Source organism: Psychrobacter sp. CX97, assembly GCF_057396285.1.
The window spans coordinates 146,043-163,382 of record NZ_JBXYJE010000006.1; the positions used below are offsets into that span (position 1 = coordinate 146,043).

The following is a 17,340-nucleotide window of genomic DNA, read 5'->3' on the forward strand; positions in this document are numbered from 1 at the left end:
TTTAGACCCTAAATTAACTTAAACTTCTACCTTTTGTTTCAAGTGGTGCAAAAATAATGAATGATAACTATAATGGATTTTTATTAGTTTGCGGTATTGCTTTTTTATTTGGCGCATTTGCACCCATTTTGTTCAAACGCTTACCTTTCTCACTCCCCATGCTGCAAGTTAGCTTCGGTTTAGCAATGGGTTATTTTTGGGCGTCGTTACCTTTTTTAAATCCAATCGAAAATGGTATAGCAGTTGAAAAATTATGTGAGCTTGTCGTCCTAATATCCTTAGTAGGCGCTGGGATTAAACTAGACACTCCCCTAAAATATAAATATTGGCAACCAACGATTAGGCTGTTATTAGTCACTATGCCGATTTGCATCGCTGTCATGGCAGCACTGGGCTACTATGTATTTAGTTTTAGCCTTGGGGCAGCTTTACTTATGGGAGCTGTTCTCGCTCCTACAGATCCCGTTTTAGCCTCAAGCATTCAAGTCGGACCACCCAATTCTGGCTCAGAAGATACGCCACGATTTACACTGACCTCTGAGGCGGGCTTAAATGATGGCTTAGCCTTTCCATTTGTTTATTTAGCCATTAAGTTTGCAGAGCATTACGGCAAAGCTGATGGCATCACGACTGGCCTAATATGGGATTGGTTTACATATGATGTTCTATGGAAAATTATTGCGGGTACCATCATTGGTGTTATCGTTGGTAAAAGCATCGGACGATTAGTATTTAACCGACGCTTTAGAGAAACGGTTATTTCGCAAGGCTATGTCGTTATAGCATTGACCTTATTAGCATATGGGATAGCGGAATTTATTCATGGCTATGGGTTTATCGCCGTCTTTATTGCCGCCTTTTCATTTCGCCGTTCAGAACACGGTAATAAATATCATACTGAGCTTCACGACTTTTCCGAGCAGTCTGAGGGTTTGCTCATGTCATTGGTATTAGTTTGTTTTGGCATTGTGTTAGGCCAAGCTCTAAGCTCAGGAGTTGAACTACCTTGGCAAGTATATGCAATTAGCCTGCTATGCTTATTTGCAGTGCGTCCACTGGCAGGTTGGGTAGGTTTAAGCGGACTCCAATTAGCCAATAGGGAACGCTTTATCATATCTAGTCTAGGCATCCGCGGTATCGGAACGTTTTATTATCTTGCTTATGCACTAAATAAAAATGTATTTAGTACGGATGAGGCAACAAGCTTATGGATTATTTGTTCTATAGTGGTGTTAGTTTCAATATTTTTACATGGTATGAGTGCACCAACTCTGATAAAACGGACTTTGTGATTAACGAGCTAACCATTAAAAACATCGCATTTAAAAACAGGGCATTTAAAGTATAAACCATTTAAAAAATCTTAATTTCTAAACTATATAATGGCTAACAAGGTTGATGCGTTAAATGTACTCATCAACCCACTGCAATATAGCTTCATTTATAGCAAATTGACGAATGTCTGTACTCATGATGGTTCTATAATTATGCACAAAGGACACCGCCAGTTTTCTATCAACATCACACCATGCTGTTGAACCATTATACCCCATATGTCCAAACGCATTAGGGGCTAAGTTACAACGCGTAAAAAGACGATGATATCCTAATCGCCAATGCATACTTGATGGTGCTGTTGCTGCCATTATCGCATCACTACCCGTCACATAAACTTTGGTTAACTCATTGAAGACATTTGGACTAATTAACTGCTGTCCCTCCCATTTGCCTTGATTGGCAATCATCGCATACATCTTTCCAAGGGCACGCGCAGAAGACACATTATTTGCAGCGGGTATTTTTGCAATGAGTGCCTTATCTTCATAATAATTTAAAGGCTCTTTTCCAGAAGGCCATAGTGCATTTTTATAATCAATCAGATTTACGCTACCCATTTCAAAATACAACTTGGTAATATCCGCAGTGGTTAGCTTAAAGTCATCTTTCAAATTGTTTTCTTGCTTAACCAGTTCATACCAACAAGCATAACTGGGTAGTGTTTTATAAGCATTAGTAACAGCCTCACTATCTTGCTTTAATGTTGGTTTTGAACTTTTATTGCTCTTTGTAGCATGACTGGCATTATCTAGATGCTGTTTTTGCCCTGGTTTATCATCAAAATATTTTATCAGCGTCGCAACATTATCGACTTGGCTTTCTTCGACACCAAATATCATCTCTCCTTCTACGCCGAGGGGTTTTGCCAAATAATCGTTTAACACTTTATTGAGTGGCATTTCGGTTACTTTTTCGATTAATCCACCCAGTACCCAACCCGATACCAATGCACTGTAACAGCTTTCTACTGACTGATTCCTAGGCACTTCTGGAGACATTTGCTCAATTTTTTTAAGCATTTCCTCCCAATCCAGCATATCGTCTGCTTGTTCAGTGATAGACTGAATATTAAATAGATTTGCACGATGGGTTAATACATCTCTAAGTGTGATTTTACTTTTTAAATCATGCGCTTCTGGATCTAAATCTCGACTGACAAAACTTGGCCAATATTCAGCAATTACTGTATCAAAATCAAGTTTTCCTAGGGATACCAAAACATGTATCAAAGTGACTAAGACACCTTTACCCGTAGAGTAATTGAGCGATAAGGTATCGGCAGCCCATTGTGAGTTTTTTGTGGCTTGCCCAATGTTACACTCCGATATGAGCTCGCCTTCATGAAAAATGACTAGAGATCCACCCGATGGCGCATTTTCGAGTTGAAGTGTTTGCATTAATTGTGAAAGCTTTGTTTGCAACTCTTGCATAATGTCACTCATATATATTTAAATTATAGTGGGATTTATACCATTAGATTTGTATCACTGTATTGAGCTGTATTAAATTAGTGCGCTAAATTCAAAAAGACCCTCTAATACAAGTGATACAAGCCTCTATTTTGAAAATAAGTGTCTTACCTTATATTATTTAACGCCCTTATCCCTTAGTGTATCCTTAGAGTACCGTTATTAACTTAATATGATTAACTTAACATGAATTATTGTCAGCCGCTAGGTTTAGCGCTAGCGTGGTACTAATAAGCGCATACGTACATCTTCTTCTAAATCACTTTGTAACCCGTGTTCCACACCACGTTGTATAGCGGTATCCATTTTACGCCCACGTAACCAGCCTGCTCTCAACGCTACACACGCGCCAACAAAATTACCAGTTGCGCAATGTATCAATGTTTTTTTACCGTGATGTGTACGTAAAGCTTTATCAAACTCTAGTACGTTCACCTGTTTTAGATCATTTACGCCTTTAATTGGCAAATGCGTATACTTTATACCTTGAGCTTCAACGTATGATTTCTCATCAAATGTTAACTCATCTCTAGGCTGCAAGTTAATAATATGCTCTATACCTGCATCAGCAATTGCAACTATTTTATTCGCATCTAAAGCGCCCGTTACTACTGTATTTGGATCAGGAAACTTAGCCTCTGTAATAACTTGCTTTAATGCCATATCAAGGGTGGTTTCGTTGGCTTTACCTGAATCCACATTGCTATCCTCACTCATTTGACGTCGCCCTATTAAGTCGTTTTTCAATAACTAAATGAATAAAGGGCCTATCATAAATGCTGATACGCCCTTTGTCGACAATATATGCCTAAGACTTATATTCTTATTTTATTAAGATAGGAGTATTAAATTTTACTAACTTTACCCAATAAGTGCGGCTTATCCTTTTTAGCATTTACTAAAGTAAAAGCAGCGTCATTAAAACTTTTAAGCTTAGACATATTACTACTCATTAGTTTCACTTCAGATGGCAGTAAGATAGGTAGTTTGAATTGAACATCCACCTTAAAGGCTTCGGGTAACTCCATCAAACTTAAACATTTTGCCTTAGACCACATACCGTGAGCGATAGCTTTAGGAAATCCAAATGCCTTGGCAGTTAAGGGATGCAAATGAATTAAGTTGAAGTCACCTGAAACTTTGGCGTATCTACGCCCGATAGACTCAGGCACCTCGAATACGTAATTGAGTACACTATCTTCTTCCACATTAAAAGCGGTAGGTTTAGACTTGCTACGCTTTGCCGTAGCAGGTGATAATTTAGAAGACTTTTGACGAGATAAATAAGTTGATGTGCCTTCCCAAACTAGCTCTTCCCCACTGTGAACTTTAGTCACAAAGTCAAATTGCTTTCCTTTTGCATGATCTGCTAGATTCGCAAAGCTAACCGACATTGAGATCGTCTCAGTATCTGCTATATGACGATACTGCGTCACTGAATTTTCAATGTGCACCAAACCTAACATAGCATATGCAAAGGGTTCATTGACCATCATATTCATTTGCAAGGTTTGGGACAACACAGCAAAATAAGTAGGGGGCACTAGTCCATCGTCTGCAAAACCACATATGTGGCGATAATCTTTTAAATTGAGTTTATCTAACTTAAACTTATTGACACTGTAGGTTGCCACTGGCAGCGTATCTTTTGACCCTTTATTGGCTTTACCAACAATAGGTAACATGGACTTAATAATCTTAGGATATGTAGTATAGGCTTTTGGTAATTCTTTATAGACACGTGTAGTCATTCTTGAATATTCCCATGTAATATACGGTTGTCATACAAAAGATTAAACAGATTAATCTAATGAATTTTTATACGTTTATAGTCGAATACCTTTATAACTAAATACTTTATAGTTAAATACTTTTGACTCAGCTACAAGGCAGCTGACTGTAGATACTACATTTTTAGTAAAACAAACAAAGAGAAGGCCTTAACTGTTGTAGAAGACCTTAACTGTCTTAAAAGGTATTTGACTATACTTGTCTTATATATGAGCCATCAGTAGACAGCTCATAATTTTATTTTGTGTATTGAACCAGTTAATGCTCGTTTTCTACACCTTTTTATGCCCCTAGCAAGCTCTGTCCACACACTCTAATAGTGTTGCTATTTATACCGCCTGACGCTGGAGAAGCGAGCCATGCTATGGTCTCAGCAACATCAACAGGTAAACCACCTTGGCTCATTGAATTCATTCGTCGTCCCGCCTCACGAATTGCAAATGGGATTGCCGCCGTCATTTGCGTTTCAATAAATCCTGGCGCTACAGCGTTTATAGTAATGCCTTTACCTTCTGATTTTAGCTTCTTAGCAGTGGCTTGTACCAAACCGATAACCCCCGCTTTAGAAGTTGCGTAATTGGTTTGACCTAAGTTGCCTGCAATACCGGAGAGGGATGATACGCATACAATTCGAGCATTGTCATTTAGCACTTCATGATCAAATAAGTAATCATTAATCATAGCGATACTTTGCAAATTAATGTCTATAACCATATTCCATTGATTTTCATCCATGTTAGCTAAGGTTTTATCACGAGTTACCCCAGCATTATGAATAACACCATCTAGTCCACTCCGTTTAGCAGCCGCTTCAGCAATTTTCTTACCAGCATCATCAGCAGTAATATCTACAGCCAAAGTAGACCCTCCGATTTCACCGGCGACTTTTTGTAAATCAGATTGTTGTGCTGGAATATCTAGGCAGATAACATGTGCCCCATCCCGAGCCAGAACACGGGCAATAGCCTCTCCAATCCCACGACTTGCGCCGGTCACTAGCATGGTTTTACCCGCTAAGGGCTTTGACCATTCAACATCGACGGCGCTACCCTCTCCAATACGAACCACCTGTCCAGATACATATGCAGAACGTGCTGACATGAAGAAGCGTAGAGCTGAATCAAGATTCGATTCTTGACCTTCGCTCACATAGATCAATTGGGTGGTAATGCCTTTTTTAAGTTCTTTACCAACAGATTTAACAAAACCCTCTAATGCACGTTGTGATAATGTTTTACCAATACGGTCGCATTCTTCAGGAGGACGTCCGACAATAATAACACGCCCAGATTGCTCTACTTGACGAGCCACTGGATGAAAGAAATCATACATCTCCTTCAAATCTGGCGCATGACTAATATTACTGGCATCAAATAACAGCACCTTATATTTATCAGTATTACTATTGCTTTGTTTGGTATTTAACCCTATAGCAGAAAAGGAATCACTATGCGGATCATTACTAGCCATATACACATCAGCATGTAATTCATTTAAGACATTAGCAATAGAATCACTTAAACGACTATCTTCCCCCGCGGCTGAACCAAATAATATACTACCACGAACGACTTTTTCTCCAGCTTGGTAGCGGTCTAATCTAATAGGTAAAGGCAATCCAAGGTTTTTGGCAACTTTCTTTCCAAGTGATGACTGTACAAACTCTCCATAACGATCTGACATAATGTCTCCAGTTTTAGTAATTAAATGAATGAAATTCTTACTGTCTTAATGTAGGTCATTGAATCAACTTTCAAATCTAAACTCAAATTTACATAGAGATAGACACGACTACCCAGTTCAAAATAAAGGTAGCATTATTAGCATTCATAGTCATATATAGTCATATATAGTCTCCTTGATAATTGTTATTGAGCCACAACACAAGCATAGACGCTCAAGTTTGAATATTAGTCTTCTCGAATATTTTGTGTTTCTATATTAAAAAAACTCTTACAACCTGTAACGTTATATGACGGTCTTGTTAAATGATTGTGCTAAAATAAATACCTAAACATGAGAATAAGTTATGAGAAAGTGATTAACTCATAAAACTCACTTATTATATAACGTCGTCATACTAATATATGTCGTCATACTAATATATTTAGGGACATTGTTATTATATTGGTTATTGGATTGATCAGTACATTGGTTATTATTTTATGCATTGTCGTCATATAATACCATCAACAAATTTATGATTGCTTTTAGAGCGCTGTCATTACAGATCAGGGTAAGACTTTTTCAAAGACAATCAATGTTGGTAATCTAGATATAATCACTGATTTTTAAATTACCTCAAAATTCCAATTCCAAAGCAAACTACTATTAACTTTGTAATATTTAAGGACTATTTATGAGTGGCTCTAAAAAACCTTCAAAAAAAACAACTGCGGTAACGGAAACTAAGGTCATGAAATCTGGTAAGTCTTTACTCGATGAAACCATTAACGATCAAAAAAACGACGGTAAATCTGAAACGATAGATGGGTTTGCAGAGTTGCAAGAAGAAATCTCTCCCTCTTCAAATACCAATACCGATAAAATTATCCGTGAAGATAAAGCTGCCAAGCAAAGAATTATTGAAGATAGTAAAGAACAGTCTGAAATAGACGATATGACGACGGCATTGACTGAGGATAACGCTATGACTCAAGAGATTAATGTCGATAATGTTGATAATAACGTGAATGATAATACAGGCGACAAATCTAATAATGAAGTAAGTGCGGCGGATAAGCCTAAAAAAAATAAAACGCAGGCTTCGGCAGATAATGATAGAAACAACTATGATGAGACTCAACCAAACAATAAAAATAATAAGGGAACACCAATGACTAAGTCGTTAGATAATGCCAGCAATCACAGCAATCAACTTCGCCGTGTGGCTATTTTAGGGGGTAATCGCATTCCTTTTGCTCGCTCAAATGGTAGTTACGCCGATGCGAGTAATATCGATATGCTGAGCGCTGCCTTAAATGGTTTAGTTGAGCGTTACGAGTTGCAAGGTGAACGTCTTGGTGAGATCGTCGCAGGTGCAGTTTTAAAGTTAAGCCGCGATTTAAGTCTAACTCGTGAATCAGCCTTAAATACTTCTCTAGATCCACACACACCAACTTATGATATTTCTCAAGCATGTGGCACTGGCTTACAAGCAACGTTCGCTTCTGCAAATAAGATTGCTTTAGGTATTATTGATTCAGCGATAACTGGTGGAGTAGATACTACTTCAGACGCCCCTATTGCGGTGGGGGATGGTCTCCGTAAAGCACTGATTAAACTCGGGGCGGCTAAAAATAATAAACAACGTTTTGCTGCCTTAACCAGTATTAATCCTAAAGATTTAATTGATTCTCCTCAAAATGGCGAACCACGCACTGGTTTATCCATGGGCGAACATCAGGCCATTACTGCTTTAGAATGGAACATTAGCCGTGAAGCTCAAGATGAGCTTGCTGTAAAAAGTCACCATAACCTAGCCCGTGCCTATGAAGAAGGATTCTTTGACGATTTAATTACCCCTTTTAAAGGTCTGACCCGTGATAATACGCTTCGACCTGACACTACTCTTGAAAAATTAGCGACACTTAAACCGGTGTTTGGTAAGCTTAATGCCAACCCAACGATGACGGCAGCAAACTCTACACCGCTAACAGATGGTGCATCCTGCGTACTACTTTCAAGTGAAGCATGGGCCAAAGATCATGGTCTTAAACCATTGGCTTATCTGGTCCATCAAGAAACTGCTGCGGTTGACTTTGTCGGTAAAAAAGGTATCAAAGAAGGCTTGTTAATGGCACCGGCTTATGCGGTACCACGTATGCTTGAGCGTGCTGGTCTAACCCTGCAAGATTTTGATTTTTATGAGATTCATGAGGCATTTGCATCACAAGTTTTATCAACGCTTGCTGCATGGGAAGATGAAACTTTCTGTAAAGAACGCTTAGGTCTTGATGCCCCTCTTGGTACGATTGATCGTGACAAACTCAACGTCAATGGTTCTTCGCTTGCTGCAGGTCATCCGTTTGCTGCAACTGGTGGTCGCATCCTTGCTACTGCTGCTAAACTTCTGGATCAAAAGGGATCTGGTCGTGCCTTGATATCAATCTGTGCTGCGGGTGGTCAAGGGGTTACCTGTATTCTTGAAAAATAATCAATAGGTCATTGACATGTTAAACGAGCCACTACAAATTTTAGTGGCTCTTTTGCTATCGAAAGGTTAAATGGTTTAATAATATCTATTTATGTTTATAAGCCAATTAAATAAGCTACTCTAGGGGAGTCCTAATAGCCTAACTAGATTGTAATAATTGTATAAGTATCATTCTAACGTCTAAGTGACACATTTAATCGATATTGCTTTACATGGTATAAGTAGGCTCAGCTGAGTTAATCATTCCAGCCAATAACCGTTCAATCTCATTTTTCATTCTCAAACCAGCTTCATCCTTTTCAAACTGCACTGCAAAACCAGAAGGTCTATTCGATTGATTACGCTGGTTTATCCAAACTACCTTGCCATGCAGGGGCAGTCGCTCATGCGAGCCGGGTAAAGTCACTGCAACAAAAACCTCATCTCCTAGATTTTGTAAGTGTTCTGAAGGGATAAAAATTGCCCCATTTTTTACAAAGGGTAAATAGCAGGCATATAGGGATTGTAAATTTTCAATATGACAGCGTAAAATACCACCACGACTGGGTAAAGCCATACCTTACTCCTTAAGTGTGCATAAAATACTAAATTTTATTCATCACGATATTAAGTTAATGCTAAATTCGCATAACTCATGCATCAACAAATAAACGCCAGTCTGCACACAGCGCTTAGTAACAAGCTGCACATCCGCAAATATTAGTTTATAACTATTTAACTATAAATCCTCTAACTATAAGTTTTCAAGTACTAACATTATCTTATCGTAAGCCACTTTATCCTGTACATTTTGTAAAGTCGCGGTTTTAATATCATCTATCTGACTCATTACCCACTGCACGGTTTCAATATCCAAGTCTAAAACTGATGGATAGCTACGTAAGTCTAAATCAAGTTGTAACGTAGGCATACCAATGCAGCATCGACACAAATCCATTAACATCACTTCTGATAAGGTAATAAATTCGGTTAAGCTCAAGTTACTTTGCCAGTAATCGCTTGCCGCTATTCCACTCCGTTTTGCTGAGCGTAATGCTAGCCAAGTTTGCAACCACGTATTACGATGTTGATACCAGTTACTGGTTAACATATTAAGCGCTGCTAATGGTGCGCCATTAGCCAGATTTAACAGTTGAGTAATTTGTATACTCAGATCAATGTCATTAACCTCTTCTCGATTATATTGCGTATTGCTTGGTAGGTTATCCTGCTTATTATCTCGAGGGTTATTAAGAAGTTTTCTACTTTTTATAGTCTCGGCTAAATAACTTATTACTTTATCACGCTCAATTTGATCTATTGCTACTTTTTGAACACGGCTTTTAATTGTTGGTAATAGTTTTGCAGGGGCATCACTTATTAAAAATAACAAGACACCATCACTTGGCTCTTCTAACGTTTTGAGTAAAGCATTGGCAGCAGCAATAGTCATGGTTTCAGCATAATCAATAACACAAATTTTTAGTCCTAGACTACTTTGGCTTATAAACGGTTGCAATGCCCTAATATCATCTACCTTAATTGAGGTACTCCTCTTATCCTCGCTTTTGGAGAGAGCGACACTTTTTTTATTAGAGGGCGTTTTGGACTTGACGCTTTTAAGTTGCCTGTCTAAATTGTCGTTGCTAGGAGCGTCAGGATGCATAGGCAGAGGAAAACTGGCTTCAGGTAACACTCTAAAATCTGGGTGTGTGCCTGTTGTTAACCAGTGACAACTTTGGCAATGGCCGCAAGCTCGCTGGGTGTTTTCTTGTCTATTTGGACACAGCATCCATGCCACAAATCGCCACACAAAAGCCCGTTTACCTATTCCCTGCATACCTGAAAACAACATGCCATGTGGTAATTGCTCGCTTCTTGCAACTAAGTCTTCCCAACCTTTAGATTGCCAAGGTAACAAAGGGGCAAAATATGACATTTGCCTTAACTGTTCTGAACCACTCATAACCCCGCTACCACCTTAACTTTAAATTTGTGCATGAACCCCCTTTTAAGATGTGGCCTAGACCTAATAAAAGACAGCACTCAACAATCTGCTTTATAGAAGTGCGTCAATTGGCATAGAATTTAATCTTGCCAAGTCTTCTTCAGTGTCAACCCCCGCAGGTAGCTGCATTGATGCCTGAGCTATTGCAATTTTTCCACCATTTTCAAGCACTCTTAATTGCTCTAAACACTCAATCATCTCTAGCACACCTGGCGTCCACTTAACAAAATCCTGCAACAGCTTAACGCGATACGCATATAAACCTAAGTGTCGATTGGCATTTTTTGGCACGCTAAATTGTTTTTCATCTTGTAGCAAGCTCTCATTATTACATTGGTGCTGATTGGCCAGAGCAAGAGCATGCTCACGATCGCAAGGTATAGGGGCTCGGCTAAAATACAAAGCATGTCCAAGAGGGTTTGTAACCACTTTAACAGCAGAAGGGCGTAAAAACTCTTCATGATTAACAATTGGTTCATATAGAGTTGCCATGACACATTCTGGTTGATGCATTAATAAATCTTTAACTTGTTGCAACAATACGGGTGGTACCAGTGGCTCATCACCTTGCATATTGACCACAATGTCATCTTTATCCCAGCCTTTTATATTAGCCACTTCTGCCAGTCTATCCGTACCAGACTCGTGACTCTTATCTGTCATAACCACATCATAACCTGCTTTAGTACACACTTCAGCAATTCGCTCGTCATCGGTTGCAATACAAAGGTCATCGGCAAATGTCGCCTGTTGTGCTTTCTCTGCTACCCACAATATCATCGGCTTACCATGTATATTCAATAAAGGTTTACCTGGTAAGCGGGTACTTTTATAACGCGCAGGTATTACTATATGCACTGCTGGATTCACTTGGTTATGTGAATGTTGGTTACCCATGACACATCCTTATATTTATTCTAATATTTAAAGTCACGTTCAAAGTTATTATTAAATCAGTATATATAACCATACTTAGAACAAGTGAGCGAGTTAAACCACTTTAAGTAATTTTAATTGAGCCATCAATGTCGTATAACATTCTTTAGATAAAACTGCAGTAACAGGCAATACCCAAATTGATAAACGACTAAGTTCGGTGTTTTGTCTCACAAGCGGAGCAATTTTCACGGCATCTTTAGACGTGATAATGATTGGATAATCCGTTAATTGCAATATATCGCTCACAACAAATTTATGATGATCTGGCATAGGTTTTGCGATGACCTCAAACCCTAGTTCAATCAGTGTATTAAAAAATCTTTGTGGATATCCAATACCACTGACCGCATATACCGTTTTAATTGTTTGAACAGAATTAACAAAATTTACTCGGTCATTGAATTTAAAGTCTATTTCAGCTTTTGAATTAATGTCATTTTCTGTTTCTAAAGGTATTAAATGACCTGGCAGTAAATGCATGGTTAGCTTACTTTGATGATGTGTTCCGCTATGTTGTCGCTTATCGCTACCCTGCCCTGGTATTTCAGAGCTATTTTCTGACAATGGATTATCGGAAAATGAGTTATTAATAGAGGAAGCTTCTGAATGATGATAAATGACTGTCGACCCCTTTAGCCTGCTAATAGGCTCTCTTAAAAACCCAGTTGGCAGTAGCTGTTTGTTTCCAAAGCCACGTGAACTATCCACAACTATCCATTCAATATCGCGCTTAAGTTTGTAATGCTGCAGTCCATCATCGGCTATAATAAGCTGAATGCCTTGAGTGTTTTTTAATAAACACTCAATAGCAAGTTGCCGATTAGGACACACGCTCATTGCCACACCTGTTTCACTCACTATCAAGTAAGGCTCATCTCCTACGTCGCGCGGCATACTATTGCTGGTAACCATGCACGGCATAATTTCACCATTACCGCCATAACCTCGGCTAATTACCCCAATTTTAATACCATGAGATTGCAGAAAATGTACTAGTTGAATAATGAGCGGTGTCTTACCACTACCTCCGACCGTGATATTACCCACAATCAAAACTGGCACTGGCGCATGATATGACTTTAAAACACCAAGCCTATAAACATAACGCTTAATATAACCAATCAGGCCATAAATCCAACTTAAAGGTAACAACAGCCACAGCCACCAAGCTTGAGATTGCCACGCTTTAACCATCTTCAACTCAACGTTTGAGCCTATTTCTTCTAATCGTGATTGAGAATGATTGGATGTTGAGTCTTGATGTGGAGTCATATAGAGTCCAACTGGTAAGGTAAGTATTTAAATAAAAATGATAGTTATTTAATCACTTTTAAATAGTTTTAAGCAATTTGTAAAGTATTTATATAATGATTATGTTGCTTAGGTTATTTTTAAAAACAATCCAAGTATTAACTTAGTCTCTCTCAACGGAATTCACAACCTTTTAAAAAGAAAATGCATCATCATCAATGCATTGAACAGCCATATTTTAGGTAAAGTCTCTATCGTACATCTGGGCATAATGTCCAGAGTTTGCCATCAATTCACTATGAGTACCAGTCTCAATAACCCGACCTTCATCTAAAACCACGATTTTATCTGCAGCTTCGATGGTGGTTAGACGATGTGCAATAACCAGTGTGGTTCTATCAACCATCACATTATTTAAGGCTTGTTGGATATAGTATTCCGACTCATTATCCAGTGCACTGGTTGCTTCATCCAAAATAAGTATCGGCGAATTTTTTAATAACGCACGGGCAATAGACAAGCGCTGACGTTGACCTCCAGAAAGCTGTAACCCCTCAGCGCCAACGGGGCTGTCATACCCTTTTGGCAGTTTCATTATAAAATCATGAGCAAAAGCGGCTTTGGCAGCGTCGACAATCTCATCGTCGGATTTAACTGCTAAATCACCATATGCTATATTGTGTTTAACAGTATCGTTAAATAAAACCACTTGCTGGTTTACCACAGCAATTTGAGATCGCAAAGCATTTAAAGATATATTCTCAATTGGCTGCCCATCAATACAAATCTGACCAGAGGTTGGAGTTAGTGTGCGGGTCAATAAATTCACTAGGGTTGTTTTTCCAGCGCCACTTCTACCTACCAAAGCGACCGTTTCACCTTTATTGATAGTTAAATTAAATGCTTCAAGCGCTTTTGTACCATCCTCATATTCAACGGAAACATTATTAAAATGTATTGAGCCGCCAATAGTAGGATTGAGTGTTCCTAAATCTTCCTCTTCTGGTTCATCAAGTAACGCAAAAATGGATTGACCAGCAGCAATGCCTTTTTGCAATTTCTGATTAACATCTGTTAATGATCGTACAGGCTTACTGATTAACCCTGCTGCAGTCAAATAGGCTATAAACTCACCAGCCGTGGTTCCTGACATAACCTCAGGACGTATTGCTAACCATACCACCACTGACATCGCTATCGCCATCAAAAGCTGAACGGCTGGCGTGTTTATGCTATTGGTCACAACCACCTTCATGCCTTGCTTCAAATTCTTCAAGGAAGCACGATCAAAACGGTTGGCTTCATATTCTTCGCCGCCATAGTTCTTCACAACATGATAACCACTTATGACTTCATTGCTGATGTGACTAACATCTCCCATCGTTTGCTGTATACCTTTTGACAAATCAAGATAACGTTTAGAAGCAATACGAATTAAAATGAGGATAGGTGGCAATACCAGAAACAATATTAGAGTGAGCTTCCAGTTCGAATACAATAGAAAACCCAATAATGAAATGACAGTTAATCCATCTCTTAACAGGGTTTTTAATGAATCCGTACTGGCAGCTGTCACTTGTTCGACATCAAAAATGAGCTTGGATGAGATAGTACCTGAAGGATTGGCTAAAAAGAATGCACTTGGCAGACTTAAGAGTTTATTGAATACTTCGACCCTTAATTTATATACAAGATTACGTGATATTAACGCAGAAAAATAATTACCTAAAAAAGTACCAACCCCACGTACAAAAAACAGGAGCACAATTAAAAATGGAAATAAATTTAACTCTGCCTGCTTACCGTTATTAATAGCGTCAGTTATAAATTGAATTAATTTAGCAACGCCCACTTCTGTAGCAGAATTAATAGCAAATCCTACAATTGTTAATAAAATAGCCCACCAATAAGGCTTGATATAACTTAATAGCCTTAAATAGGTCGCAGTCTGTGAGGGCGTTGTTGGTTTGGTTACTTTAGAGACTGATGAAATAAACTCAGAATTTAAATTAGCGTCATCAGTGGATGAATTTTGTAATTTGGCAGTGGATGATTTTTCAGTATCCGATGATTGCGGCATCTTTTGCCCTTAGTTGTTGAAACCTTTATTTCAAATAAACCGACTTTAAAATTACTTCCAAAGCATCTAGATCTAGCAATTTTAATCCAGTGAGGTTTTTTAAAAAGTAAAAATATATAAAATTAAACGTGATTAAGGCACTAAACCCACTTGTTGAGATTACTCAAAATGTTTTAGTAGTTCATCAAGCTCTTCTGGGCTGTGAAAGAAAATCTCAACACTGCCTTTACCGCCTTTTTTTTGTTTGAACTTTACCGTCGTACCTAAAAAATCTGATAATTTTTGACTTAATTTTTCAACCTCACCATCTAATCGAGGCTTAATGGTTTTAGAGTTTTTATCAGGATTTAAAATTGATTTTACTAACTTTTCTGCCTCACGAACCGTCATTGAAGCATCAATAATCTTCTCCGCAATTATTGGCTGTTGTTCAGAAGATAATGACAACAGAGCGCGCGCATGTCCCATATCAATGCGACCTTCACTCAGGTGAGTTTTTACGACTTCATTAAGATGATTTAATCTCAATAGATTTGAAACCGTGGTTCTGGCTTTACCTACCACATCAGCAATCATCGCATGGCTCATACCAAATTCGGTGTGAAAACGTTGTAATGCCTCTGCCTGTTCAATGACTGATAAATCTTCACGTTGAATATTCTCAATGAGTGCAAGGGCTATAGCAAGCTCATCTGACAAGGCACGCTCGATAGCTGGTATGGTAGATTGATCCGCCATTTTTGCTGCTCGCCAGCGCCTCTCTCCCGCAATAATTTCATGAGTAACCTTATCAGAAACTTTTTCCTCCCCAGATAACAAAGGACGAATAACAATAGGTTGCATCACGCCGTGCTGACGTATAGAAGAAGCCAGCTCAGCCAATGCTGATTCACTCATATCACGCCTAGGTTGGTATTTACCCGCTTGGAGTCGTTCAACATCCATCTGTACCAATGTCATTTCTTCATCAGCTACATTATCTCTATTGGTCTTACTAACTGATGCGGAAACCTCTTCAAATTTTTCAGATTTATAATGACCATTGGCAGCGCTTTTGTTATTTTTTAACGTCTGCCTAGACGATAATTTTGAGGGTGTTGATTTATATTTAGATTTTTTAGCTTCGCCTTTAGGTTTAGCATCATTGACTTGGCTATCGTCTGTTGCTAAATCATCACGTAAAGCGACTGCTGTGATTTCTTTTTCTTTTTTAATTGAACCAAGCAGAGCATCCAACCCTCGGTTGGCGGCTAATCCACGCTTTTTTGCCATGATGGTTATCCTCTACCTGCATATAAAATCTAAATAAGAACTAACTATAATATAAAACGATGAAAAAGCCAAAAGCTAAACCTGCATATATATTACGTGTTTATCAATGACTACTCTAAGCTTATCAATTATCAATGACTGATATGATTTAGGGGTTGAATATTCTAATGAAAAGCACATAACTTGCAAGTAAAATTACACTTTACTCTAAATTAATTGCTTAATAACTTCACAAATCAATGCTTAAGAACTTAACAAATTAAAAAAGCTATTATAGATGTAATAGCTATAGATTTAAGGGTAACTGCCGACTTTGTTTAATTATTTCTAAAGCAAATTTTCGGTACGCCTGCGCCCCTTTCGAGTTTTTTTCATAATCCAAAACAGGCATACCATGTGCAGGTGCTTCCGCTAGCCTTACATTACGAGGGATGATTGTCTTAAACATCAAGTCGCCAAAATGTGTCTCAAGCTCGTCTGACACATCATTGGCCAGTGTATTTCGTGAATCAAAAAGGGTTCTCAACACTCCCCTGATATGCAGCTTTGGGTTTAAATCTTTTAATCTATCGATAGTTTGAGACAAATCAGCAAGACCTTCAAGGGCATAATATTCACATTGCATTGGAATAATGACACCTTGAGTCGCTACCATAGCATTCACGGTCAATAGATTTAAGCTGGGAGCACAGTCAATAATGACATAATCGTACCCCTCAAGTGATTGCATTGCCTCTTTGAGCAAAAGGTGGCTATCATTTTTACCCATTAGCGTAATATCAATACCGGATAAATCTCTATTTGAACCGACAACATCAAAACCAGCTGGACTGCGCTCAATCGCATCAGCCAAGCTAACACCTTCTAATAATACATCTGCCATACTTAGTTTAAGGGTACGTTTTTCAAGTCCTGTTCCCGTTGTTGCATTACCTTGCGGATCTAAATCAATCAGCAACACTTTTTTGCGTCTGGCAGACAAACTCGATGCCAGATTGACTGCCGTAGTAGTCTTACCTACGCCACCTTTTTGGTTTGCAACTGCCAAAATTTCCAT

The 17,340-nt window shown here is 38.5% G+C and carries 13 protein-coding genes; 2 read left to right on the forward strand and 11 right to left on the reverse strand.

Going from position 1 to position 17,340, the window contains the following annotated elements; genetic code table 11:
- Positions 1 to 56: 56 nt before the first annotated feature.
- Positions 57 to 1,292 carry a cation:proton antiporter gene (locus tag AC2SLL_RS06600; RefSeq protein WP_486530891.1) on the forward strand — a complete coding sequence of 412 codons (1,236 nt, stop codon included), beginning with the start codon at positions 57 to 59 and terminating at the stop codon, positions 1,290 to 1,292.
- Between the two features lie 111 nt (positions 1,293 to 1,403).
- Here the strand turns inward: AC2SLL_RS06600 and AC2SLL_RS06605 are convergent, their stop codons facing one another.
- From AC2SLL_RS06605 to AC2SLL_RS06620, 4 genes are all read right to left on the reverse strand, one after another.
- The gene (locus tag AC2SLL_RS06605) at positions 1,404 to 2,768 is read right to left on the reverse strand and encodes a serine hydrolase domain-containing protein (RefSeq protein ID WP_486530892.1); all 1,365 of its coding nucleotides are present in this window, start codon (positions 2,766 to 2,768) and stop codon (positions 1,404 to 1,406) included.
- Between the two features lie 255 nt (positions 2,769 to 3,023).
- Positions 3,024 to 3,524: a protein tyrosine phosphatase family protein gene (locus AC2SLL_RS06610; RefSeq protein ID WP_486530893.1), complete on the reverse strand. Its 501-nt coding sequence runs from the start codon at positions 3,522 to 3,524 to the stop codon at positions 3,024 to 3,026.
- Between the two features lie 128 nt (positions 3,525 to 3,652).
- On the reverse strand, positions 3,653 to 4,558 hold the full coding sequence (locus AC2SLL_RS06615; RefSeq protein WP_486530894.1) for a MaoC family dehydratase: 906 nt from the start codon (positions 4,556 to 4,558) through the stop codon (positions 3,653 to 3,655).
- Between the two features lie 322 nt (positions 4,559 to 4,880).
- Positions 4,881 to 6,281: a 3-oxoacyl-ACP reductase gene (locus tag AC2SLL_RS06620; protein WP_486530895.1), complete on the reverse strand. Its 1,401-nt coding sequence runs from the start codon at positions 6,279 to 6,281 to the stop codon at positions 4,881 to 4,883.
- Between the two features lie 1,153 nt (positions 6,282 to 7,434).
- Here AC2SLL_RS06620 and AC2SLL_RS06625 point away from each other — a divergent pair.
- Positions 7,435 to 8,754: an acetyl-CoA C-acetyltransferase gene (locus AC2SLL_RS06625; RefSeq protein ID WP_486530947.1), complete on the forward strand. Its 1,320-nt coding sequence runs from the start codon at positions 7,435 to 7,437 to the stop codon at positions 8,752 to 8,754.
- Between the two features lie 208 nt (positions 8,755 to 8,962).
- On the opposite strand, the gene AC2SLL_RS06630 is transcribed toward AC2SLL_RS06625, so the two are convergent.
- From AC2SLL_RS06630 to AC2SLL_RS06660, 7 genes are all read right to left on the reverse strand, one after another.
- Positions 8,963 to 9,310 carry a PilZ domain-containing protein gene (locus tag AC2SLL_RS06630; protein ID WP_486530896.1) on the reverse strand — a complete coding sequence of 116 codons (348 nt, stop codon included), beginning with the start codon at positions 9,308 to 9,310 and terminating at the stop codon, positions 8,963 to 8,965.
- Positions 9,311 to 9,487: 177 nt separating this feature from the next.
- Complete coding sequence (locus AC2SLL_RS06635; protein ID WP_486530897.1) at positions 9,488 to 10,699, reverse strand: DNA polymerase III subunit delta'; 1,212 nt, start codon at positions 10,697 to 10,699, stop codon at positions 9,488 to 9,490.
- A gap of 93 nt (positions 10,700 to 10,792) precedes the next feature.
- Positions 10,793 to 11,638: a 3-deoxy-manno-octulosonate cytidylyltransferase gene (gene kdsB / locus AC2SLL_RS06640; protein WP_486530898.1), complete on the reverse strand. Its 846-nt coding sequence runs from the start codon at positions 11,636 to 11,638 to the stop codon at positions 10,793 to 10,795.
- A 93-nt stretch (positions 11,639 to 11,731) separates the two neighbouring features.
- Positions 11,732 to 12,952 (reverse strand): tetraacyldisaccharide 4'-kinase, encoded by a 1,221-nt coding sequence (lpxK, locus tag AC2SLL_RS06645; RefSeq protein WP_486530899.1) that lies wholly within the window; start codon positions 12,950 to 12,952, stop codon positions 11,732 to 11,734.
- Positions 12,953 to 13,169: 217 nt separating this feature from the next.
- Positions 13,170 to 15,011, reverse strand: a complete 1,842-nt coding sequence (gene msbA / locus AC2SLL_RS06650; RefSeq protein ID WP_486530900.1) for a lipid A export permease/ATP-binding protein MsbA — start codon at positions 15,009 to 15,011, stop codon at positions 13,170 to 13,172.
- Positions 15,012 to 15,170: 159 nt separating this feature from the next.
- Positions 15,171 to 16,283: a ParB/RepB/Spo0J family partition protein gene (locus AC2SLL_RS06655; protein WP_486530901.1), complete on the reverse strand. Its 1,113-nt coding sequence runs from the start codon at positions 16,281 to 16,283 to the stop codon at positions 15,171 to 15,173.
- 286 nt (positions 16,284 to 16,569) lie between these two features.
- Positions 16,570 to 17,340, reverse strand: a complete 771-nt coding sequence (locus AC2SLL_RS06660; RefSeq protein ID WP_486530902.1) for a ParA family protein — start codon at positions 17,338 to 17,340, stop codon at positions 16,570 to 16,572.